This is a genomic window from Mycobacterium sp. WUMAC-067, assembly GCF_020217485.1.
Lineage (GTDB): Bacteria > Actinomycetota > Actinomycetes > Mycobacteriales > Mycobacteriaceae > Mycobacterium.
Window position 1 is genome coordinate 13,493 of the sequence record NZ_JAEKMI010000035.1, and the last position, 21,588, is coordinate 35,080.

15 protein-coding genes and 3 pseudogenes are annotated in these 21,588 nt (G+C 61.8%); 10 read left to right on the forward strand and 8 right to left on the reverse strand.

Annotated features, from left to right (window positions below; all coding sequences use genetic code 11):
- The first annotated feature begins 16 nt into the window (after positions 1 to 16).
- From JF781_RS20750 to JF781_RS20775, 6 genes and pseudogenes are all read left to right on the forward strand, one after another.
- The gene (locus JF781_RS20750) at positions 17 to 799 is read left to right on the forward strand and encodes an enoyl-CoA hydratase/isomerase family protein (RefSeq protein WP_308011575.1); all 783 of its coding nucleotides are present in this window, start codon (positions 17 to 19) and stop codon (positions 797 to 799) included.
- A complete protein-coding gene (locus tag JF781_RS20755) occupies positions 796 to 2,289 on the forward strand; it encodes an aldehyde dehydrogenase family protein (protein WP_225329145.1) in 1,494 nt (497 codons plus the stop codon). Before JF781_RS20750 ends, JF781_RS20755 begins: the two co-directional genes overlap by 4 nt.
- 20 nt (positions 2,290 to 2,309) lie before the next feature.
- Entirely contained in the window at positions 2,310 to 2,900 is a 591-nt protein-coding gene (locus tag JF781_RS20760) for an SRPBCC family protein (protein ID WP_225329146.1), read from the forward strand.
- Positions 2,881 to 3,735, forward strand: coding sequence for an SDR family oxidoreductase (locus tag JF781_RS20765; RefSeq protein ID WP_225329147.1), 855 nt, complete (start codon positions 2,881 to 2,883; stop codon positions 3,733 to 3,735). The genes JF781_RS20760 and JF781_RS20765 overlap by 20 nt, the downstream gene beginning before the upstream one ends.
- A gap of 603 nt (positions 3,736 to 4,338) precedes the next feature.
- Positions 4,339 to 5,352: a Rieske 2Fe-2S domain-containing protein gene (locus JF781_RS20770; protein WP_225329148.1), complete on the forward strand. Its 1,014-nt coding sequence runs from the start codon at positions 4,339 to 4,341 to the stop codon at positions 5,350 to 5,352.
- Positions 5,353 to 5,889: 537 nt separating this feature from the next.
- Positions 5,890 to 6,663 (forward strand): annotated as a pseudogene (locus tag JF781_RS20775) (IS21 family transposase); the annotation flags it as partial.
- Between the two features lie 200 nt (positions 6,664 to 6,863).
- Here the strand turns inward: JF781_RS20775 and JF781_RS20780 are convergent.
- Positions 6,864 to 7,637, reverse strand: a complete 774-nt coding sequence (locus JF781_RS20780; protein ID WP_225329149.1) for a spirocyclase AveC family protein — start codon at positions 7,635 to 7,637, stop codon at positions 6,864 to 6,866.
- Positions 7,638 to 7,923: 286 nt separating this feature from the next.
- Between JF781_RS20780 and JF781_RS20785 the strand changes: the two are divergent.
- Positions 7,924 to 9,066, forward strand: a pseudogene (locus tag JF781_RS20785) (IS3 family transposase); the annotation flags it as partial.
- A 165-nt stretch (positions 9,067 to 9,231) separates the two neighbouring features.
- Here JF781_RS20785 and JF781_RS20790 read toward each other — a convergent pair.
- From JF781_RS20790 to JF781_RS28585, 4 genes are all read right to left on the reverse strand, one after another.
- Entirely contained in the window at positions 9,232 to 10,401 is a 1,170-nt protein-coding gene (locus tag JF781_RS20790; RefSeq protein WP_225329150.1) for an NDMA-dependent alcohol dehydrogenase, read from the reverse strand.
- Between the two features lie 60 nt (positions 10,402 to 10,461).
- On the reverse strand, positions 10,462 to 11,667 hold the full coding sequence (locus JF781_RS20795; protein WP_225329151.1) for a cytochrome P450: 1,206 nt from the start codon (positions 11,665 to 11,667) through the stop codon (positions 10,462 to 10,464).
- 33 nt (positions 11,668 to 11,700) lie between these two features.
- Positions 11,701 to 15,216, reverse strand: a complete 3,516-nt coding sequence (car, locus tag JF781_RS20800) for a carboxylic acid reductase (protein WP_225329152.1) — start codon at positions 15,214 to 15,216, stop codon at positions 11,701 to 11,703.
- Positions 15,217 to 15,375: 159 nt separating this feature from the next.
- Positions 15,376 to 15,912 carry a hypothetical protein gene (locus JF781_RS28585; RefSeq protein WP_308011578.1) on the reverse strand — a complete coding sequence of 179 codons (537 nt, stop codon included), beginning with the start codon at positions 15,910 to 15,912 and terminating at the stop codon, positions 15,376 to 15,378.
- Between the two features lie 313 nt (positions 15,913 to 16,225).
- On the opposite strand from JF781_RS28585, the gene JF781_RS20810 reads away from it, so the two are divergent.
- Positions 16,226 to 17,317 carry a TIGR03617 family F420-dependent LLM class oxidoreductase gene (locus JF781_RS20810; protein WP_225329153.1) on the forward strand — a complete coding sequence of 364 codons (1,092 nt, stop codon included), beginning with the start codon at positions 16,226 to 16,228 and terminating at the stop codon, positions 17,315 to 17,317.
- A 22-nt stretch (positions 17,318 to 17,339) separates the two neighbouring features.
- Entirely contained in the window at positions 17,340 to 17,543 is a 204-nt protein-coding gene (locus JF781_RS20815; protein WP_225329154.1) for a hypothetical protein, read from the forward strand.
- Positions 17,544 to 17,547: 4 nt separating this feature from the next.
- Here JF781_RS20815 and JF781_RS28590 read toward each other — a convergent pair.
- The 3 genes and pseudogenes from JF781_RS28590 to JF781_RS20835 all read right to left on the reverse strand — a co-directional run bounded on the left by JF781_RS28590 (position 17,548) and on the right by JF781_RS20835 (position 19,727).
- Positions 17,548 to 18,540, reverse strand: a pseudogene (locus JF781_RS28590) (hypothetical protein).
- 90 nt (positions 18,541 to 18,630) lie between these two features.
- Positions 18,631 to 19,503: a mycofactocin-coupled SDR family oxidoreductase gene (locus JF781_RS20830; RefSeq protein WP_225329157.1), complete on the reverse strand. Its 873-nt coding sequence runs from the start codon at positions 19,501 to 19,503 to the stop codon at positions 18,631 to 18,633.
- Between the two features lie 83 nt (positions 19,504 to 19,586).
- Positions 19,587 to 19,727, reverse strand: a complete 141-nt coding sequence (locus JF781_RS20835; protein ID WP_225329158.1) for a hypothetical protein — start codon at positions 19,725 to 19,727, stop codon at positions 19,587 to 19,589.
- A gap of 559 nt (positions 19,728 to 20,286) precedes the next feature.
- On the opposite strand from JF781_RS20835, the gene JF781_RS20840 reads away from it, so the two are divergent.
- On the forward strand, positions 20,287 to 21,567 hold the full coding sequence (locus tag JF781_RS20840) for an amidohydrolase family protein (RefSeq protein ID WP_225329173.1): 1,281 nt from the start codon (positions 20,287 to 20,289) through the stop codon (positions 21,565 to 21,567).
- The last annotated feature ends 21 nt before the right edge of the window (positions 21,568 to 21,588 follow it).

Below are 21,588 nucleotides of genomic sequence, written 5' to 3' on the forward strand. Positions count from 1 at the left end.
CTCTAAGCGGTACGCGGTGGTGAGGCTGAACAATCCCGCGCGGTTGAATGCGCTCAGCATGGACCTCGTGGCTACGCTGCACGACACCCTCGACCAACTGGCAACAGACCCGACGTGTCGCGTCATCGTTCTTACCGGCGCTGGCCGCGGGTTCTGCTCTGGCCTGGACCTGTCTGAACCCCCCGTGGCACCGACCGCTCATCACCGCAGTGGATCGGGTGCGGCACTTCGTACCCAGGAGTTCGTCGCGGCTGTGATTCCGAAGATGATGCGACTACCTCAACCGATCATCGCGGCGATCAATGGTCACGCGTTCGGAGGTGGCCTCGCTCTCGCGGCCGCCTGCGATCTGAGGCTTGCCTCGACCGGTGCCACCTTCTGCACGCAGACCATCCGACTGGGGATCTCGGGGTGCGACGTGGGCATGAGCTACACCCTCCCGCGCGCGGTGGGTGGCACTCGCGCAGCAGAACTGATGTACACCGCACGAACCTTCGATGCCTATGACGCCTTGAAGATGGGCTTCGTCACCGAGCTGGCCGCTGACGATCAGCTGATGGAACGCGCCGAGGTTCTGGCCGACACGTTGGTGAGTCACAGCCCACTTGCCTTGGAGATGACCAAACAGGTATTGCGCGCCAACGAGAATGCGCCCAGCATCGACGCCGCCGTGGCACTGGAGAATCGCACACAGGTACTTGCCGGCAGTGACGGAGACTTCGTCGAGGCACTCGCGTCGCGAGCGGAGAAGCGCAAACCCCATTGGCTCACCGATGATGACGGGAGCGCCGGGTCATGACAGGTGTAAGCAGCAACCCTGACGGCGCCTGCCCTGCCCCTGATTTGCAGGCCATTCTTGAAATGCAACGGCGGTCATTCATCTCCGATGGGCCCCCGTCGGCCGCAGTGCGTCAGAGCCGGATCGATCGTCTGCTGACGCTCGTGCTGGACAACTGCGACGAGTTCGCCGAGGCACTCGTTGAGGATTTCGGCACCCGGTCGAAGACCGCATCGACCTTCATGGAGGCCTACGGCATCGTCGCGCAGATCCAGCATTCGCGTGCGCGGCTCAAGGACTGGATGCGTCCGGTCAAACCGATGCGCGCTGGGCGAATCTTCGGTGTGAGAGCCGAGATTCGGCCAACCCCCATCGGCGTCGTCGGCATCATCGGTCCGTGGAATATCCCGGTGAATCTAGTCGCACTGCCAGCCGCGGACGCCTTCGCCGCAGGCAACCGGGTGATGATCAAGGCCTCCGAGATCACCCCGCGTACAGCAGACATCCTTCAGCGCAAAGCCCCGGAGTATTTCGATCAGACCGAACTTGCCGTTGTGACAGGGGGCGTCGACGTTTCCGCTCGGTTCGCCGCGCTACCGTTGGATCACATCTTCTTTACTGGGTCCCCGCAGGTGGGTGCGTTGGTTGCGCAGGCGGCCGCACCGAACTTGGTTCCAGTCACCTTGGAGCTCGGCGGGAAGAATCCCGTGGTGATTTCCCGCGCGGCGGACATCGGCGTGGCTGCAAAACGAATTGCCAAGGGAAGACTTGTCAACGGCGGACAAACCTGTATCTGCCCTGAGTACGTGTTCGTCCCCGCGGAGAGCATGGACGATTTCGCCGAAGCGCTTCGTCACGCATTCCGAGCGATCGCACCGACGATCGAAGGTAACGACGACTACTGTTCCAGTGTCAACGCCGCCAACTATGAACGGGTGGTGGCGCTGATCGACGACGCCCGTCACCTCGGCGCCAGCATCGACGTCGTCGCGCCATCCACCGAACACCTGCCGAACTCCGTTCTGCGCAAAATCGCGCCAACCATTGTCCGTGGTGTCACCGACGAGATGCGGATCGCATCGGAGGAAACGTTCGGCCCGGCAATCTGCCTGCTGTCCTACACCCATGTCGACGATGTGATCCGCTACGTTAACGCTCGACCGGCGCCACTCGTCGCGTATTGGTACGGCCCCGACAGCACCGACTTTCGGGAGTTCATCCGGCGCACGCGCAGCGGCAGTGTGGCTCGCAACGACTATGGCGCACAGATGATTGCGCTATCAGCTCCGTTCGGCGGGGTGGGCCGTAGCGGGATGGGGGCATACCACGGCAAGGCAGGATTCGACAACTTCAGCCACTACCGGACAGTGGTTGGTACCGACCTGCCTTTCAGCATTACCGGGATCGTCGCTCCGCCGTACCCCGCCGCGAAACGAGTAGCAGTGCGCATCGCCGTGGCGTCTGCGCGCAGACGTGCCCACCGCCGCATCGCCCGAAACCGCACGGAGTGAAACCCGCCAGGACGCTGGCTATGCAATCAACGCACCCAAAGAAGAAGGTAGGCATCGTGCCAACCATGCATCCCTGCGACACCGTCGATCTGGCCGTGTTCGAGCACCCGAATTTTCACGCCAGCGTCGAGCTGACCGTCACACCCAGGCAGGCCTTCGAGGTGCTTGAAGACGCCGATGCGTGGCCGCAGTGGCTGACAAGTCTGCGGAATGTGACGTGGACCAGTCCAGATCCCAAGGGTGTGGGCACCACTCGCACTGTGCGGATGGGTGGCGGAATCGTGGCCGAGGAAGTGTTTCTCGCGTGGGACGTCGAGCGGCGGATGGCATTTCGGTTCACCAAGTGCTCGGCTTCGGCTTTCGTCCTCTTCGCAGAGGATTACCGACTCGATCCCACATCGGACGGCTGCCGCCTCACGTGGAGTGTGGTGATCGAGGGCAACGGGGTATTGGGTCATGTGTTGCCTCGTCTAGCACCGGTGATGAACCGTGTCCTCCGTCGATTCCTCATCAACCTCAGAAGATTCACCGACGCGCGTTATTCCGAAACGACGCCAGGGCGGCACTGGCCCGTATGCCCGAAGAGGAACGATGGACAAGATTCAGGGTAGGACTGCTGTCATCACTGGTGCGGCTCGCGGTATCGGCCTGGCCACAGCGCGAGCACTCCGGGCGCGCGGCGCCACGGTGATCATCGGTGACCGCGACATCCGCGCGCTCGAAACAGCATTGGCCGAATTATCGCCTGCTGGAGGTGTCACCGGATATCTGCTCGACGTGACTGACCGAGAATCGTTTGCGGCGTTCATCGTCAGAGCCAAGGCTGACGGTGGTGGGCAGATTGACATCCTCATCAACAACGCCGGCGTGATGCCGGTCGGGTCATTTGTGGATCAATCGCAACAGGCCATCCGATCCTGTCTCGAGGTGAATTGTTACGGTGTACTCAACGGTTGTCAGCTGATTCTGCCCGACATGATCGCCAGGGGCAGCGGTCACATCATCAACATCGCGTCGATGGCCGGCATCATGGCCGTCCCCGGGCAGGTCGTCTATGCCGGCACAAAGTACGCGGTCATCGGATTCACCACCGCAATGGCCGATGAGGTCGCACCTCACGGCGTAGATATCACCGCCGTGCTGCCGCCCTTCACGCGAACCGATCTGATCGCCGGAACCAAATCCACCGGAGTCGGTAGGGCGGTCGGGCCGGACGTGGTGGCCGCGGCCATCGTCGCAGCGATCGATAAGCCGCGCACGCACGTTGCCATTCCCCGGGCCGCTCGCTTTATTGGACCATTCGTTGCCTCGCTTGGGCCACGTGGCCGACGGTGGATCAACAAGCGAACGCGTGCCGACAGGATCTTTCTCGACGACATGGACCAAGACGCCAGACGCATTTACGAACAACGCGCAGAAACATCGATCGGACTAGATGAGTCTTGACAACGACGGGCCCTCTGGCGACGGCAATGACGCGACGCCATGGTGGGAGTAAGCCGGCCACGCGGACCATTACGGCCACGGCAGAGGTAGCAGCCGGTGTTGAGTCGGAAGCCGGCGTCGCAGCGCTCGCAATGAGCCGTAGTCGGTCCCTTAACAATTCGCGCAACTGTACGCTGGATAAGCGCGCTGACCGTCGGTGATCCTGTGAAGAAGAGGTGATCTAGCATCGCGGCACCGCGTGGGTCCGACTCGGTTACGCGAGGCGCCGCTGCCATTGCGGCTTTCCGCAATGCACGTGGGATCGGCCAGGCCCAGCGATCGCACGGGCTTGTCGAGCGGTGTAGGGTTCGCATAACCTTTATAGGTATAGATGACCACCGAGATCGAGAATCCGACAATTCCTATTTATAGCACCCGCTCCAACGATGCGATGCCTGCGCTTGGTGGGCACCTAAACGTTCGAATGCCCTCCAACAGCAGACAGTTGCGTCATCTCCGTTGCCGCCGTGGTACGGGTGTGGGGAGGTCCGGCTCGGTTTGGAGCATTGGCGGCGGGAATCGTCTAGCACAGTCAAACAAGCGTCCAGTAGCTAGGAGGGCCCAATGAAGGTGCCGTTCACGTGGAAGGTCACCGGTTGGTTCATGATCGGATGGTCGGCGGAGTATGAAGTCGGCGCGGTCAGGGCGTTGAAGTACTTCGGTGAGGACCTCGCCGCCTACCGGGACGAGAGCGGCGAGTTACATGTGCTCGAGGCGAACTGCAAACACCTTGGCGCTCATATCGGACACGGCGGCAAGGTGGTGGGTGACTGCATCGAGTGCCCGTTCCACGGGTGGCGATGGGGGCCGCAGGGAGACAACACCTATATCCCGTATCAGCCCGACCGACCCAACCGCGGGCTTAAGTTGCGCACTTACCCGGTCAAGGAGCAGTACGGCTGCATCTTCATGTGGTACCACCCCGCCGGTGATGCGCCGCGGTGGGAATTGCCGGATATCTTCTTGAAGTTCCCACAATTCGAAGTGGATCCCATCGCCTACTACCGGCCCTTTCCGGAATTCTCCAGCAGGGCCGACGCGATACCGGTGCACCCGCAGATTGTTGCCGAGAACGGCCCGGACAGTTCACATTTCCGCTACGTGCACGGCGCCACGGTGACCCCGGTCTGCCTGGACTGGGAACACGAGGCTGAGGAATGGCGGTTCCTTACCGGGTGGCCAGACGCCCGCAGCGATGACCCGGACAAGATGGCACTGCGCATCCACAGCCACTTCTCCGGGCTTGGCTTTGCCATGAGCGCGTTCGAGGGGACGTCGAACCATCGATTGATCTTCGCCTGCACACCGGTCGATGACGACGTCTCCGACATGTTCTACTCGATCTGGTGGCCCAAGGTTCCTGGTGAGTCCTCGGACATCCCACCGGATTACGTCCGCAGTCAGGTTGAGCGGCAGTTCCTTAAGACGGTCTGGGAGGACTGCGACATCTGGCGCTACCAGAAGTACGTCGAGCACCCACCATTGGCCAAGATCGACGCAAAGCCCTACATGGCCCTCCGTAAATGGGCCACCCAATTCTACGAAGTCCCGCCTGCTGAGAGACACGCATCCCTCTGACCGATCGGCAGGATGGACACGCCGAAAGGCTCTGAAACGCGAAAACTTCATTGCCGGCTCCGACGCCACTAGCCCGGCCCCGCAGGCAGATTGAACGGCGTCCCCACATCGACTCGAATCTGCTGACTCGTCACATAACCGGACCTGTCGCCGGGTCAGACGGCAAGGTTGTTCGATGTCGTCGGGCTCGATGACGGGGAGGACATCGCCTGAAGTTGGTTCCGTATCGGCCGAGATTGCTTGGCTCTTCATGTCCGGCCGACATCCCGCATAACGGACGTGGCCATGCAACAGGCGGGTGTCGCAGTTCGTGGGATGAATGGCGTTGACCCCGATGAGTTGGAGTGCCCGGTGTAGCGCCATCGGTTGGACCTAGCTGATGATGGAGTTGGTTGGCCCAGACGTAACCGGCGCCGGCCCTCACCGTTGAGGTGAGCCCGTCGTAGTGGTCCAGTTGTTGTGGGACTCTGCTGCGACGGCCGCGGTGATCTGGTTGCGCCACAACAGGTTCGCCTCGGCGACGAGGCGGGAACCTGGCCGCTGCTCACGCGGGCCGCCATCGACGGCACCGGAATCGATGTGCGGGCCGCCAACGCTGCGGCCAAGACTTGGTGCGCGCCGAGGTCAACGCCAAGATCCATTCCGAGATTCAGGCAATCCCCGATGAGCACCTCTGGCCGAATATGAACTCCTACAACCACTGCCATCACTACGTCTGCAGATCGGGGCGCCCTCGGTACTACTCAAGGTCGACCGGCTGTCGTGGATCCGGTATGCCCGGCCCGCTATTCAGTGCCGACCCGGTCGATTGGAACAACTGTGGCCGTGGTGCTCGATCACGGCGGCGTCTGCCTCGATGAGCCCAGCACCGGGATGATCGTCGCCAAGCACGAACTCGTCCCCCCAAGGCGCCGCCTCGATCCTCGATGACCACTACGAAGGACCACGACCGGCGCCCAGCCGGGGCCGCGACCCAAAGCCCATACTGATCAACAGTCCTGCGACCTCGGAGAGGACGCCCAAGCATTTCTCGCCGGGGCTGCGGCCACCGGCAACACCCGCCTGAGATCGGAACCAGAGGCACTCTGGAAACTGGCGCCGCCCACGGCGTCGACGCCTTCACCGCGGCGCTACGCGGCGCAGTCGCCATCCGACGGTGCCGCGTCAGTGCCGTCCGCTCCATCCTGGCTGCTGGCGCGGGGAACACCTCAACCCCGGACCGTCGGGGACACGTTGATCCTGGGCCTGCTGGCCGCCCCGGCTCGCTCCCTGGATGCCTACACGGTGACTCCCGCCGCCGATGGTGGTGCCACGTCATGGCCAAGTGCCGAACAACATTGCCGGACCCGGTTGTACCGCCGGCTGTTCCAGCGCTAGCGACTGATCTCGATACTGGACTTCCGGCGGCTCCGCTTCTGGCGTTATGTGCTGATCTGGCAGAAGCCAGCCGCCCAAAACGCCTGAGGGTGGGATCCTTTCGCGTGCAGTGTCTAACACCTGAAGGCGGCGCCCTACTTGGGTTGGTTCGGTACGCCCGGGAAAAGCTCGTCCGTGGTTCCTGCGGAGGTGACCCAGCCGCCCAGCTTCGCCGCCAGATGCGGCGCGAACACCGCGCCATAGAGGAGGTTTCCGATTACCACGACCCCGACAATCGACAGGATCGACGATGTAAGTCGACTCGATGATCTCTTGTCGGCCCACATTTCGATGACATTTCGCCCTTCGGAATCCGTTCTTCCGAGTAGGTAGGTAAAGACCATCATCTGCACGCCCATCGCCAGGGCGTCGTACACGGGGTACTGATGCTTGGTTCCCTCCCACAACCCGAGCCCGGGGATCACATAGCCGTAGTAGAAGACGCCGAGCCGTGCTCCCAAGATCGCGTTGAAGAGAAAGGCCCAGCAGGCCCCGACCACGAGCCCGACGGTCAGCAAGGTGATCGGCCGTCGCCATTGGAGCTTCGCGCTCAACCATCGCCCGAGCGTGGCGCCGATTACGGCAGGCAGCACGAAGTAGGCGATATAACCCAGGGGGACCACCGCCGGCAGCCCACCCCATGTCATGTTTAATGGCCACCACGACGGCATGCGGGGGGCCGAGGGCGGGAACTGCGCGTACATCGCCCAGTCATAGGGCGCCTCGATCCAGGAGAATGAGATCGCAGAAATAGCGATGAGTAACAGAGGATGAAGGCGCCGGCGGCGATAGCTCAGATACACACCAAAGGCGAGAAACGCGATACCCCCGACGTAGCCGAAGGTTGTCGAAAACCCCTCGGCGCTCACCGGTTGCCCCCCTCATGCGGGGCGCGACGCGCCTCCGGATCGTAGCGGAGTACCACCCCGTATATCACAATAATCAGTCCGAACAGCGTGCTCAACATGATCACAGTACCCACGTTCATACCTCGCTTTCGATAAGCGTCGCTCGATACATGCTAAGCCTCTAGAGATATCAAAGAGATTATCGCAATTCTGTTCCCATTCCATGCGTTTCGAAGACCTGAGGTGAGCCCGCTGTAGTGGTCCAGTTGTTGTGGGACTCTGTTGCCCGGTGTTCGGGCAAGGAAGAATCGACAACGACAGCGCATCGAACAAGCGCCGGCGGCATACGCCGGATCAGATCATCCGCAAGCTCGCCGAGGGCAACAAACTGCCCGGGTCTGCCCAGGAACTCAACGAGGTATGCCGTCCCTGAAGATCACTGAGTCGACGTGGCATCGCTGGCTTGCCAAGTGCGGCGGCATGAAAGCCAACGAGGCCAAGCGGCTCAAAGAGCTCGAGGCCGAGAACGCCCGGCTCAAGAAGCGAGTCGCTAACCAGGCACTCGACATCGACATGCTCAGGGAGATCTCGGCGGGAAACTTCTAACCCCGATCCGCAAGCGCTGCGCCGTTTCGGCGCTTCGCGACTGGTTCGGGGTGTCCGAACGCCGCGCCTGCACGGTGGTGGGTCTTTACCCTTCCACGATGTGTCTGATGCCACCACCGATCACTGCGGAGGAGGCCAAGTCGCGTGCCTGGTTACGCCGGTTCTCCACCTACCGGCCCTGCTGGGGATGGTGGCGGGCAGCCAAGAGGCCCGCAGAGGTGGCTGGCAGGTCAACAACAAGCGCGTCCGCCGGTTGCGGCGGGACGAGGGCCTGTGGGTTGCGCAGCGGCGTAAGAAGAACCGTCTGACCGGTATTGGTGTCGCCGTGGGCGCGATGTCACCGATTCGTCCGAACGTGATCTGAACGACGGACTTTCAGTTCGACACGACCGCCGATGGGCGCACGTTGAAGATGTTGAACGTGATCGAGGAGTTCACCCGCGAAGCACTCGATCGACGTCGAACGTGGTATCGATGCCGACGGCGTCGTCGATGTCTTGGATCGCCTGGTCCTGCAACAGGGGCGCCGCACTACGTGCGTTTCGGCAACGGTCCCGAGTTCGTGGCGCGCGCCGTGCACGATTGGTGCCGATCTAACAGTGCCGGTTCACTTTTCATCGACCCTGGCTCGCCTGTGGCGGAACGCCTGGATCGAGTCGTTTAACGGCCGGCTGCGTGACGAGCTGCTCGACGCGTGGCGCTTCGACGCGCTGCTGGAAGCCCGCGTGATCATCCAAGACTGGCGCTGCGACTACAACGCCAGCAGACCCCACTCCGCCCACGGCGAACTCATCCCAACCGAGTTCGCTCTACAGTGGACCACGACCACCAACCCCAAGCTGCACAGCGAATGGACCACCAAACTGATCTCCCTCACCATTGCCGAGCTATCGGTGATGGCGGGCGTCATAACGGCCGTCGATCCGACCGATGATGACGCCCTACTGATGGAGAGGTGCGTTACGACGATTGCCCATAGTGCTCCATGGGTTTGGGGTCTTGGGGGACCTCAGATGGTGGCGAAGTCAATGACACCGCGGATGTTGGATCCCTCGCGCATATGCTTGATCGCATCGTTGATTTCGTCGAGTTGATATCGTCGCGTAATCAGTTCGTCAATCTTGAGGTCACCGGTTTCATACATCGACAACAGCATCGGCATGCTGGCCCGCGCATTCATCTCTCCGTACAACGAGCCTTTGAGCGTCTTCGACGAGTTGACCAAATCTGCCAGGACCATCGGCACGTTCATCTCCGATAGAGGCGTCATGGCCGTCATCACGCAGGTACCACCTTTGCGAGTCAGCATCAGCGCCAAGGGCACTAGACCGGTGTCGACCACACCAACGGTGACAACGACGGCGTCAGCCATTACGCCCCAGGTAATCTCCTTGACCAGCTCAAGCGCTGCGCCGGCGTCGAGCACCGTGTGCGTCGCCCCAAACGAGTGTGCGACTTCGCGCTTGAAGTCGACCGGGTCGACGGCTACGACGTATTTGGCTCCGGCGATCCGCGCGCCCTGGACCGCGTTCATGCCTACCCCACCGACGCCGATCACCACGACGGTGTCGCCGGGCTTGGTGCCCGCGCTGATGCTGCCGGACCCGAATCCCGTTGTAACCCCGCATGATACAAGTGCAGCGGCTTGAAGTGGTATCCAATCGTGCACCTTGATCAGAGAGCGTTCGGAGGCGACCACGTATTCTGAAAACGTACCGACCTGCATCATCGCCATCAGGTCCTCGCCGTCTAGGTGGCGTCGTGGTGTGTCGTCGGTGATCATGTTCTTGCTGAACATGTCGGCGCCCACGTCGCACAGAAAGCTGGATCCAGTTACGCACCATCGGCACTTGCCACAGCATGGCAGGAACGACACGGCGACGTGGTCGCCAGGTTTAAACGTTTTGACGTCGGGCCCGACCTGTTCGACGACGCCCGCACCTTCATGTCCGCCCAATAACGGGAACCACTGGGGCGCGGGCATACCCGCGGCCAACATGGCGGCGACCAAGTCCTCGCCGGGAACGCTGTCACCGGTGGCGAAGTGGTCGTCGGAATGGCAGATGCCAGCAACGGACGTCTTGACCAGGACCTCCCCGCTGCGTGGCGGGTCGATGTCGATGGTGGTGACGTCCCATTCTTGGCCGACGCCGTGAAGTACCGCTGCTCTTGATTTCATCGAGGACTCTTTCCGATCGGATTTGGTTGGTAGAAATGCCGGAGGCTGACGCCGCTTGTGTCAGGTGCGGACGGGAAGTTTCGCCCAGCCTCGTACACTGGCGGTGTGTGCGTGCACGGCATTGGTGTAGTCGACTTCCCAGTCGGGCCAGCGTTCGATCACCTCTTCCAACGCAACACGCGCCTCCATCCGCGCTAGTGCTGCACCCAGACAAAAGTGAAGGCCCTGACCGAAACTGAGATGTGATGCTCGGCGATGGATATCGAAGCGGTCAGCGTCCGGATAGCGGCGATCATCACGGTTGGCCGATCCGTTGATGAGCAGCATCACCGACCCCTCGGGCACAGTGACACCGTAATGCTCGGTATCGGCGGCCACGTAACGCGCCTGCACCGGGGAGGGGGCCTCATAGCGCAGCACTTCTTCAACCGCATTGGGGATCAGTGAACGGTTTGCGGCAATCTCCCGGCGCTCATCGGGATGATCGGACAGCAGCTGGCCGGCGAATCCGATCAGTCGAGTGGTCGTTTCGCTGCCCGCTCCCATGATGGTGCTGATGTAGGTCAGAATCTCGGTGCGGGTGAGCGCACGTTTGGTGCCGTCCTCCTCCTCGACTTCAGCCTTGATCAGGTCGGTCATGAGGTCGTCGGAAGGGTGACGGGCGCGCCAGTCAACATATTCGCCGATCATCTCGAGGTTGGGCGGTGTAAACACCTTGCCCCTGCTAGGCCCCCTCGCTGGCGCGCCGGCCCTGAGTGCAATGACCTTGTCGGTTTGGTCGCGCATCGTGGGCTGATCCTGTTCGGGGATACCCAACAACGCACCGATGGTGCGCATCGGCATCCAGGCGCCGAGGTGCTCGATGAAGTCGAAACCGCCTGCGCCGACAAGGGGATCCAGTGCGGCGATGGTGAATTGACGAGCGATCGGCTCGACGTCCGCCATGCGTCGTGGCGTGAACACACGAGACAGGATGCGCCGGTGGATGTCATGTAGCGGCGGGTCTTCGAAAAGGACCAGGCCCGGCGGGATCTCCATCCCGCTGGCGATGACGTCAAGGACTGTCCCGCGCCCGGACCGGAACGTCTGCCAGTTGTACAGCCCCTCGGCGACGTCGTTGTAGCGGCTCAGCGCGTAGAAGCCGTACTTGTCGTTGTGGTAAAGCGGAGCGTGCTCGCGTAGCTGCTTCCACACCGGGTAGGGGTCATCGTCGATCGCGAAATCGTAGGGATCGTAATACACATTTACTTCGGCGGCGTCAGGCATGGCTGGTCTTAATGCTCCTTGCGTGATGGTTGGTTAGGGCAGCAACCTGAGCAGCTGCAGATCCGTCATGTACTTGGCTATGATCGCCGGTGTTATGTGCGGAATATCTGGATACTGAGTTGTTTTCGCTGCCTGCACTGCAGCGCGGAATCGGTATGCGGGTGCCAAGGTCCCGCGCTGCGCAACCTGGGGCCTTGAGTACCTTTGCATAATTGGCAGCAGCGAGTATTGGCGTTGTCGATCAGGCAAGTTGGTTAGAGCGGTGTGCAGTCGCGCATACCATTCGTCGTACGAGTCGACACGTTGGATGCGGTAGCCGGCGTCGATCAGCCAGTCGACATAGGTGTCGAGGCTGACGCCGTCGTCGTGCGGATTGATCGTGTGGTAGGTATGAAATCCCTTGGTAGCGTGTGCACCTAGTGTGGACATCGCCATGGCGATGAACTCGACGGGTAACGCATCATAGTGGGCCGGCTGCCGTCGGCCCTCGGTGTCGAGTTCGTAGAATGATGGCGGCGCCAGGCCGGTGGCCCCTATCGACAGCATCAGGCGGCTGGACATGTCGGCTACGTTGAGCTGGCCCGCGTAAGTGGTGTCAGCCAAGATCATTCCGCACCGGAACACCGAGACCGGCAGGCCACACAACTCGTGTGCCTCGCGCAGCAAGACCTCGCCGCCCCATTTGCTGGTGGTATAGCCGTTGGCATAGCCGCCATCGATGCGGCGCGTGGGATTGATCGCGCGGATGTCGGTGTTTTCGAGGAACTCGCCGAGCATCGGCGCCGCTCCGATGCCGATGGTCGAGGCATGAATGATCGGCTTGATCGTCGACGTCAGGCCAAGGCGGATAAGCTCGGCTGTGCCTAGCACGTTGGGTCCGAACAGTTCGTGGTAGGGCAGCATGTGGTTGACCATCGCGGCCGAATCCACGATCAGATCCACTGATACGGCCAGCCTGCCCCACGTCTTGGCGCCCACACCCAGGTTGGCTGTGCCCTTGTCGCCTGCGATGACCTCGAGGTGATCGGTGGCTAGATGACGATAGTGCGTACTTAGTTTCGCGTCACCATTGTCAAAGACGGCGTCGAGGCGGGCGCGGGCGGCGACATCATCTTTGGCGCGCACAACACAGATCACCGTGCCACCGACGGCTGCCATTCGTTGCAGCCATTGCAGTGCCAAGTAGCGACCCAGGAATCCGGTAGCGCCGGTCAGCAGCACGATGCGGATGTCGTCGTTGCGCTGGGGCAGTCCGGGTGTGGTGGTCAGTGTTTCAGCGTCGAGAAACTTATCCAGCGTCAGATCACGGGCATGTACCTCGGCGGGATCGCACCCGTGCACCGACGAAAACGTGGGCCGCTCAGTGCCCCGTTGTCGTTGTGTTTCGATATAGGCGGCAATGGCCGCCAGGTCGCTGGCTGGGCTGACGATCGGGCTGACGGGTACGTCGACGCCCACGGCATCCTGGATCAGGCCGGAAAATGTCAACGCCGACAACGAGTCACCACCGTGATCGGTGAAATGGGAGTTGAGCCGTACGTCCGACGCCGGCACTCCTAACAGGGCCCTCACGGCGCGTCGCACCGTGTCGGTGACCGGGCGCTCAGAGCCGCCCTGTCGCAAGGTCCGCAGTTCTGCCGCCTCATTATCGGCCAGCTCGATATAGAGCCGGTCGAGCCGATGCTGATAGGTCCGCTTGAGTTTGTGCCGGCTGAGTTTGCGTATGCCGGTGAGTAGACCGTTTTCCACGGTGAAGGGTTCGGTCTCCACGATGAAGTCGCGGGGAATTTCATAGGGCGCCACCCCTGCGCTCTGGGCGGTCTCTTGCAGGGATGTAGCGATGAGCGCTTTAAGCGCGGTGGTGGGGTAGCGTTCCAGGGCCTGCATGGTGGGCACGACGACTGCCAGCAGGTAAGAGCGGGCGCTATCGCCGTAAAGGTAGATCTGGTGGATTAGTTCATTGGTGGCGTAGAGCGCCTCCAGCTTGGACACTGCGACGAATTCACCTTGGGCGAGCTTGAGCACACTGTTGCGGCGATCGACGAATTCCACACAATCCGGCCTGATCTCGGCGACGACATCACCCGTCAGATAGAAACCGTCGGCGTCGAACACCTCGGCCGTGTCTTGCGGGCGCTGGTAATACCCCATGAACAAGCTGCTCGACCTGATCGCGAGCTCGCCTCGTGGGTAGGGACGGTCGGTGCGGAAGTAACCGAGGTCTGGGACGTCTGCAAGTTTGTAGTCGGTCACCGGTGGACGCTGAACTCGGCCATCAACGGCCACCGAGCCCGACTCTGTGGCGCCCAGGGCGTCCATGAGGTGAGCGTCAAGTAGGCGTTCAACCCAGCAAGCCAGACCCGGTGATATCGGGGCCGACCCGGTCAACGCGGAGACGTATCGACCGCCCAACAATTTTTTACGCATTTCGTCCATCACATGCGTTTGCGCCGCCGCGGTCTGTGCACCGTCCGCGCAGCGGCGGTCGACCTCGCGCTGGAAGTGGCTGTGCAGGATCTCCCACACCCGTGGAACCAAGTTCAACTGCGTGGGGCGCACCAGTCGAAGGTCATCGAGCAAGGTCGACAGGTCACTGCGTGCGCAGAAGTACGCCGTCCCGCCGACACCCAGGGTGGAGTACAACATGCTGCGCCCACCGGTGTGGCTCATCGGCAGGTAATTCAAGGTGATCGACGGTATGGCGAAGCCGAGCTCGACCATCGCGGCCGCGGCGTATGTCCACGAAGCGCCCAGCTGAGCCTCTGACAGCATCACACCTTTGGGGCTGCCGCTGCTTCCGGAGGTGTAGATCACGATGGCCAACCGGCTGGTGTCGCTGTGCCAGGCAGCAGGCTGCGGCAGTGCGCGACCCTGCTCGACGATGTCGTCGAGTACATGTACGAGCACCCTGCTCCCCGCAACTGTCAATTGCTCACGTGCTGCGGCCAGCGCGTCACGATGGTCGTCAGTCTCTCGGTTGTCGTCGAGCAACACCAGGGCCGACGGTGCGTGCGCTGTAAGCGCCAACTGCACGGCGTCGCCCAGATACTCGACGCTGCAAGCTATTACCACCGGCTCGGTTTCGGTTACCATCGCGGCGAGCTCGTCCACCGGCGCGCCGGCGTGTAACGGCACCGATACCCCGCCCAGCAGCGCCACGGCCATGTCCACTGTCGTGTAGCCGATGCTGGGGAAGCCCAGCGTGGCGACGCAGCGTCCCGGATGAACCGGCATGTCGGCCAGCGCGCGGGCTGCTGCGGTTACTTGGTCCCACAGATCGGCATACGTGATCGTGCGAAAGTAGGGCAACAGCTGCGCATAGCGCCTGCCGGTGACCGGGTCGGTTTGCAGGCGAATCGCGCGCTCGCCCAGTGCCGTTCGCTGCGCATAGCCGACGGCGGCTGTGTGCATTGCCTCAGGTAATCCCAGTGCACGGGTAATCGCTTGAGAAACCTCGAGATCTGGCTGGGCCTTGGCAAACTGGGCATCGGTGTGATGGAGCGCTGATATGCGCTGTGCCAGTGTCGCGGACCCTCCACCGTTCAGCATTCCCCGACGCTCGCACTGTCGTTTCCAGCGGTACGTCGATACTCGACAATTTTCCGGTGGGCACGCCGACGTGCCCGCTTTGCCCCGAAGTCTGCGATCCATTGCCTCCCGGGCGGATACGGCGGGGCCATCGTTCCGGCAACGCTGAAGGAGAGGTCATTACCCACAACGGTGCGGAAGTGGCTGAAGTTGCCGAAGCCGGCCTTGCCGTGGTAGGCGCCCCATGCCGCTGTGGCCAACGCCGCCGAATGGCGCCGACAGCGGGATCATTTGGGCGCCATAATCATTCCGAACCACCGCGCCGTTGTGCGTGAACTTAACGAAGTGTCCGACGCCGACTGGCGTTGGCGGCACTTCGGCGCGATCACCGAGCATGCGGCCGATGCCACGCATCATCTTCGTCGGCTTCGTCCACCTCTCGAGACTCGCCCCCGAGTGTTCTAGTTGGGCGTCCATTCCATAGGCATCCAAGAATTTCCACGCCGTTCGGGATCGCGTTCCGAAGTCGTCCATCAGCGCGTTGGTGAACGGATCGGCGTTGACGCGGACAAGTGCCGTCAAGCGGCCGATGTGATTGCGCCGCAATGCCGCACAAGGAGGTTCTTCCTCGATGAACGACTGCCACTGAACATTGAGGATTTGCCGCAGGCCGCCGCACGCCGCATCGCTCTGATCGGGCACCTGCGACTTGGTCATGTCGGCCCTTTCATATCGTTGCGATCCGCAGGCACCCACGGCCGCCCGCAACATGTCCACAAGCGCGCCCTCGAATGCACCGCCAACGGACAGCAGTCCACTACCCGCAGTGGAGGATGCTACATTTAGACGAATCCGACGTAAAGCTCTAGATGAATCACGTTACAGCAGAAGTCGTAGGACATGCTCGGTCGACGAAGTCATCGCCGAGTACCGCACGTCTGCCAACCCTTGTTCGGGCCACCGACACGGAAACTGCGAAGTGGGCCTGATGATTTGGCAGGCATTTGAGGAATGAAGGTGAGTAGTGATCATGAAGGCCGATGCACTCTTCATGGCCGATCTCTCTGATTACCCGGCAACGGCTAAAGCGGCAGAAGCGGCAGGTTTCGACGGCGTCATGAGCCCAGAACTTGCACACGACCCGTTTCTACCGCTGGTCAGCGCCGCCACGACGACATCCTCCGTCGATCTCGTCACGGGGATCGCCGTGGCATTTGCCCGCAGTCCGATGACCGTTGCGGTGACGAGCGCGGACATTCACCGACTGTCAGAAGGTCGGCTGGTGTTGGGGCTGGGTACCCAAGTCAAGGCGCATATCACCCGGCGATACTCGATGGAGTGGTCACGGCCGGCAGTGAGGATGCGTGAGTACATTTGTGCGTTACGCGCGATCTGGACAGCGTGGAACGAGGGGACACCGCTGGCGTTTGAGGGTGAGTTCTATCGACACACGCTGATGACGCCGGTGTTCGATCCCGGCCCGAGTCCGGTCGGTGATCCGAAGATTCTGCTCGCTGCGGTTGGGCCGGCGATGACAGCAGTGGCCGGTGAAGTTGCTGATGGTTTGCTGCTGCACGCCTTCACCACCCCGGCGTATGCCCGCGACGTGACAATGCCCAGCCTTCAGGTAGGACTGGTACGGTCCGCCCGCGATCGTTCGGACCTGGAGGTCTCCATCCCGGCAATGGCGATCATCGCCGACACCGAGGAGGCACACGAAGCCAAGACCTCTGCGGCGCGAGCACAGCTGGCCTTCTACGGATCAACTCCTTCGTATCGGCCCGTATTGGCACATCACGGCTGGGGTGCGTTGGGTGAGGAGCTGCACCGCCTGTCCAAATCCGGGGACTGGACCACCATGGCGGGTCTGGTCGACGACGAGGTTTTGTACGCCTTCAGCGTCATCGCCGAAACACCAGAGGCCGCAGGTGCTGAAATCGCCCAACGCTACGGATCGATCGTGGACCGCGTGCAGATCGCTTTCGACCCGGCGTCTCCCGACGATAGTGCTCGCCTTGTGGCCGCCATTCGGTCCAGCGTTTCGCCAGAGGTTTTCGAGCGCACCCACTGCGGGAAGCCAGCACTGGTTGGCACCGAGCTTTCTGGCGACCAAGAACTTTGATCTCGGGCGTACCCGCGTCACGATGACAACCCGCCAGAAGTTGCCGGAACGGCCTGTGCAAACGGCAAATTCGGCGCATCAAGCACGTGCAGTGGGCGAATCGGACGCATGCGGTTACGTCGAGATCGCGTTTCTCAATGCCGTTCCCAGGATGTGCACTGGAGATCCGGGACTGATCAACAACCTCACGCCGGCACCGCACGCCGGCGCCTATTCCAAGCCGTGAACCCTCAGCGGCCCCGTGCGAGCTGAAACCGGGCCATCATCATGTCGAGGACCTCCGGGGTGAGCATGCCTCCGGCGTACTCGACCCAGCACCAGCTTCGAGATGGCGTTTTGCCGGCTGAACTGCCGGTCAGCTGGCCGAAAAAGTGGATGAAGCTGCCCGCGGTGTCGAAGGTGAAGGTGTAGTTATCCGCACCGATGGAAACCTCCAGCGTGGTCAACCTGCCGGCGTCGTTGAAGGTCGGCGTGGCGACGATGTCGTCATGGGCTGTGGTGATTTCGTCTTTGACTTGGTAACCCGGTCCGAACTTCAGACCGTCGCGGCCTTGCCAGCAGCAACCACCGCCTAGCTGCCCGTCGTCGTATTGATGTAGCCACGATACCCACATGCCCTGCAGGTGCCGCGCGATGGGTAGTTCCGGCTAGACCATGCCGACCGGACCGTAAGAGTAATCCTGATGCAGGTATCCCGAAACCTCCTCACCGTTGACTTTGCCTGTGGCCCAGAGCAGTTCGTGTCGATAGTAGACGTCGGTGTCGATGCCGTCTTGTGCGGGGACGTGGACGGTGAAGATGTCAGAGGCGTTCCTGCCGTGGATCTCCCACCTGTTGCTTGCGTCGTACCAGTGGAAGCCGTCGCCGTCGCGCTCAATTCGGCCGCTGTCGTAATTTAGTGTCACCGCAGCGCCGGTGTCGGTGTATCCGAGAGGTTCGAACCAGTCGATAGAGGAGTATTCGGTGAACAGGTGCGGTGGGTCGGCGTCGAGTGTCGTCTGCAACTTCCTGAATCCGGTGATTGGCGACACCACGTGAGTCATGCCGGCGAGGAAGTCGTCGGCTCCACGCAGTCCCCAGTAATCCTGCCCGGATGCGTCGGCTACAACAGCGCCGATCCACATTCCAGCCAAGCCCACTCCCGGACTGGGCACCCACTCGCGCCGATAGTGGTCCAATGATGGCGGTTCAACGCGGACATCGAATTCGATGTGATCGAGCATTTCCTTCTCCTCTACTTGCGAATGGGATGCTATGAGACCCATTGGCATTCAGTCGGCGACTCCGCAGCAGTCCTGGTCGGCTGAGGAAAGCTACCCTGCGGGGCCGTTGGGAAATTTCAGCAACGCCCCGGCGTCCACTCGGATCTGTTGGCCGGTAACGTAACGCGACTCGTCGCTGGCCAGGAACACCGCGAGGTTCGCGATGTCTTCAGGTTCGACGTAGGGGATGGGCATCGCCTGAAAGTGGGTGAAGGCCAGTTCGGCGTCGGCCCGACTTGGTTTGTCTTTCTTCATGTCTGGCCGGAATACCGCGTAGAGGCCGTCGTTGTGCAGCAGGTCGGTGTTGCAGTTGGTGGGGTGGATGGCGTTGACTCGGATGAGTCGCGGTGCCAGGTGCACCGCCATCTGTTCGACGTAGCCGACGAGTGTGTTCTTCGCCCAGGCGTATCCGGCACCGCCGGGGCCCATTAGGGAGTTCGTTGTGGTGGCAGGCATCAGGCCAGCCGTCGATCCGGTGACGATGATGGAACCACCGTCACTGATATGCGGTAACGAGACGGCGATCGTGTTGAGCACTCCGAGAAGGTCGACGTCGGTCGCGTCGACGAAGTCTGAGGGCTGCGGGTGCCCCATGGCCATCGGCAGGATTCCCGCGTTGGCAACGACGATGTCGAGGTGGCCGAGCTCGGTGATTGCCTCGTCTAGCGCTGTGCGTAGTTCGCCGCGTTCGCGGACGTCGGCCTTGACGGCGATGCAGCGCCGACCGAGGTTTTCGACGAGCTTGGCTGTGGTCTTGAGGTCTTCGACGCTCGATAGCGGGTACTTGTTCGATTCGATCTGCGCGCAGATGTCGATAGCGATGATGTCGGCGCCTTGAGCGGCCATCTGGATGGCATGCGCACGACCTTGGCCGCGTGCTGCGCCGGTGATGAATGCAACCTTGTCTTCGAGTTGATTAGTCATTGCACTCCATGAAGTTCGGGCGTGACGTGTTGGTTGGGTGTGTGTGACGCTTGCGCACCGTCGAATCGGCGGCGCTGACGTGATTAGGCGCTGGTGAAGTCGACGACAGCGCGGGAACCAAGTACGTGGCCGCCGGGGTCATCGGCGCTGTCATCCACGACGTATTCCGCCGATGAGCCGATCATGAACCAGCCCGCGTCCTTCCAGGTGAACGGGACTTGCATGGAGGACACCTCGGCTTTGCTCTCAGTAGGGGTTGATCTGCCCGCGCCGACCTGGTGCGTGAGTCGCTGTCACGGACGTGCCCGCGCGTTGGCCGGCTAGCGCCATTTAAACCTCTACAGGAATCATTTGTAAAGTGGGTGACGATCGGCTGCGGCCGCAGGTGCGCGGTATGACACGCCGGAGAACCCATGCCGATAGCATCAGAACGGCATCTGGAGCCGAAGATGGCTGAACGAACAGCGGTCAAACGCCAGCCTGGCCGTCGGACCGGCGCGCGCGGGTGAGCCCGAGCAGCCAACCGGTTGCGCAAGATCACATGATCTTTCAAACCACCGCGCCGTGTGGCACACGGGAATGCCGTCGCCGGTTGCACCGCCCGCGAAACGCGCTTCGATACCCACTCCGATCCCGTCGATCCATTCGAGCCGAACATTCTGAAAGCTATATAGGTTTATGTGGACGTACATCGACGCTGTGGGGTACGTTGAGCCGCAACATTAAATGTCAGATATTTCGCGCCAGGCGCTGTTGAGCACGCCCGCGCAACGAGGAGGTGCCGTGAAGGCCGAGGACATGATTCTGGTGAGCGTGGACGACCACTTGGTCGAACCTCCTCACTTGTTCCACGGGTTGCTACCGGCCAAATATGAGGATCAAGCACCGAAGGTGATCACCACCGAGGACGGCGCAGATGTGTGGACCTTCAACGGCACGATCATCCCCAACATCGGGCTCAATGCCGTTGCGGGCCGTCCCCGGGAGGAGTACGGCGCCGAGCCGACCAACTTCGAAGAGATGCGACCCGGGTGCTTCGACATCGATGAACGCGTCAAGGACATGAATGCCGGAGGCGTGCTCGGCTCTATGTGCTTTCCGTCCTTCCCAGGATTCGCCGGGCGGCTGTTCGCCGCCGCCGACGACAAGGACCTCGCGCTGGCAGTCACTCGCGCCTACAACGACTGGCACATTGATCAGTGGTGCGGCAGTTACCCAGGCCGGTTCATTCCGATGGCGCTGCCGATCATCTGGGACGCCGAGTTGTGCGCTGACGAGATCCGACGGGTGGCTGCCAAGGGTTGTCATTCGCTGACCTTCACCGAGAACCCGGCCACGTTGGGCTGTCCCAGTTTTCACGACGAATACTGGGATCCGGTGTGGCGGGCGCTGTCTGAGACCGGCACCGTGATGTCGGTCCACCTCGGTTCCTCGGGCCGGTTGTCTGTCACTGCGGCCGACGCCCCCGTCGATGTGATGATCACCTTGCAACCGATGAACATCTGTCAGGCCGCTGCTGACCTGTTGTGGTCACGGGTGATCAAACAATTCCCCGACGTGCGATTCGCGCTGTCTGAAGGCGGCACCGGTTGGATCCCATACTTCTTGGACCGCATCGACCGCACCTACGAGATGCACCATTTGTGGACCGGGCAGGATTTCGGCGGCAAGCTGCCCAGCGAGGTGTTCGGCGAACGATTCCTGACCTGCTTCATCGCCGACCCAGTGGGCATCAAGCTGCGCCACGATATCGGCGTCGACAACATCGCGTGGGAGTGCGACTATCCGCACAGCGATTCGTCTTGGCCGAACGCCGCCGAGGAACTCGAAGAAGTCACCGCCGGCGTGCCGGACCATGAGATCAACAAGATCACCTTCGAAAACGCCTGCCGCTGGTATTCATTCGACCCCTTCATCCGCCGCCCGCGGCTGATGTCGACCGTCGGGGCGCTGCGCGAGGAGGCCGCCGGCCACGACGTGTCGATCAGGAGTTTCGACCGCGGGCGATACGAGAAGAAACTCGGAATCAACATGGGGGAGCTCACCACTCGAGTCAAAGCATGACGACCACGCGACCGGTGCACG

Coding starts and splice junctions, on each gene's coding strand:
- JF781_RS20770 (WP_225329148.1), top strand. CDS start 4,339: ATGAAGGTGCCGTTCACGTGGAAGGTCACCGGTTGGTTCATGATCGGA.
- JF781_RS20830 (WP_225329157.1), bottom strand. CDS start 19,503: ATGACTAATCAACTCGAAGACAAGGTTGCATTCATCACCGGCGCAGCA.
- JF781_RS20755 (WP_225329145.1), top strand. CDS start 796: ATGACAGGTGTAAGCAGCAACCCTGACGGCGCCTGCCCTGCCCCTGAT.
- JF781_RS20790 (WP_225329150.1), bottom strand. CDS start 10,401: ATGAAATCAAGAGCAGCGGTACTTCACGGCGTCGGCCAAGAATGGGAC.
- JF781_RS20835 (WP_225329158.1), bottom strand. CDS start 19,727: ATGCAAGTCCCGTTCACCTGGAAGGACGCGGGCTGGTTCATGATCGGC.
- JF781_RS20760 (WP_225329146.1), top strand. CDS start 2,310: ATGCAATCAACGCACCCAAAGAAGAAGGTAGGCATCGTGCCAACCATG.
- JF781_RS20815 (WP_225329154.1), top strand. CDS start 17,340: ATGACAACCCGCCAGAAGTTGCCGGAACGGCCTGTGCAAACGGCAAAT.
- JF781_RS20765 (WP_225329147.1), top strand. CDS start 2,881: ATGGACAAGATTCAGGGTAGGACTGCTGTCATCACTGGTGCGGCTCGC.
- JF781_RS28585 (WP_308011578.1), bottom strand. CDS start 15,912: ATGACCAAGTCGCAGGTGCCCGATCAGAGCGATGCGGCGTGCGGCGGC.
- JF781_RS20795 (WP_225329151.1), bottom strand. CDS start 11,667: ATGCCTGACGCCGCCGAAGTAAATGTGTATTACGATCCCTACGATTTC.
- car (WP_225329152.1), bottom strand. CDS start 15,216: ATGCTGAACGGTGGAGGGTCCGCGACACTGGCACAGCGCATATCAGCG.
- JF781_RS20810 (WP_225329153.1), top strand. CDS start 16,226: ATGAAGGCCGATGCACTCTTCATGGCCGATCTCTCTGATTACCCGGCA.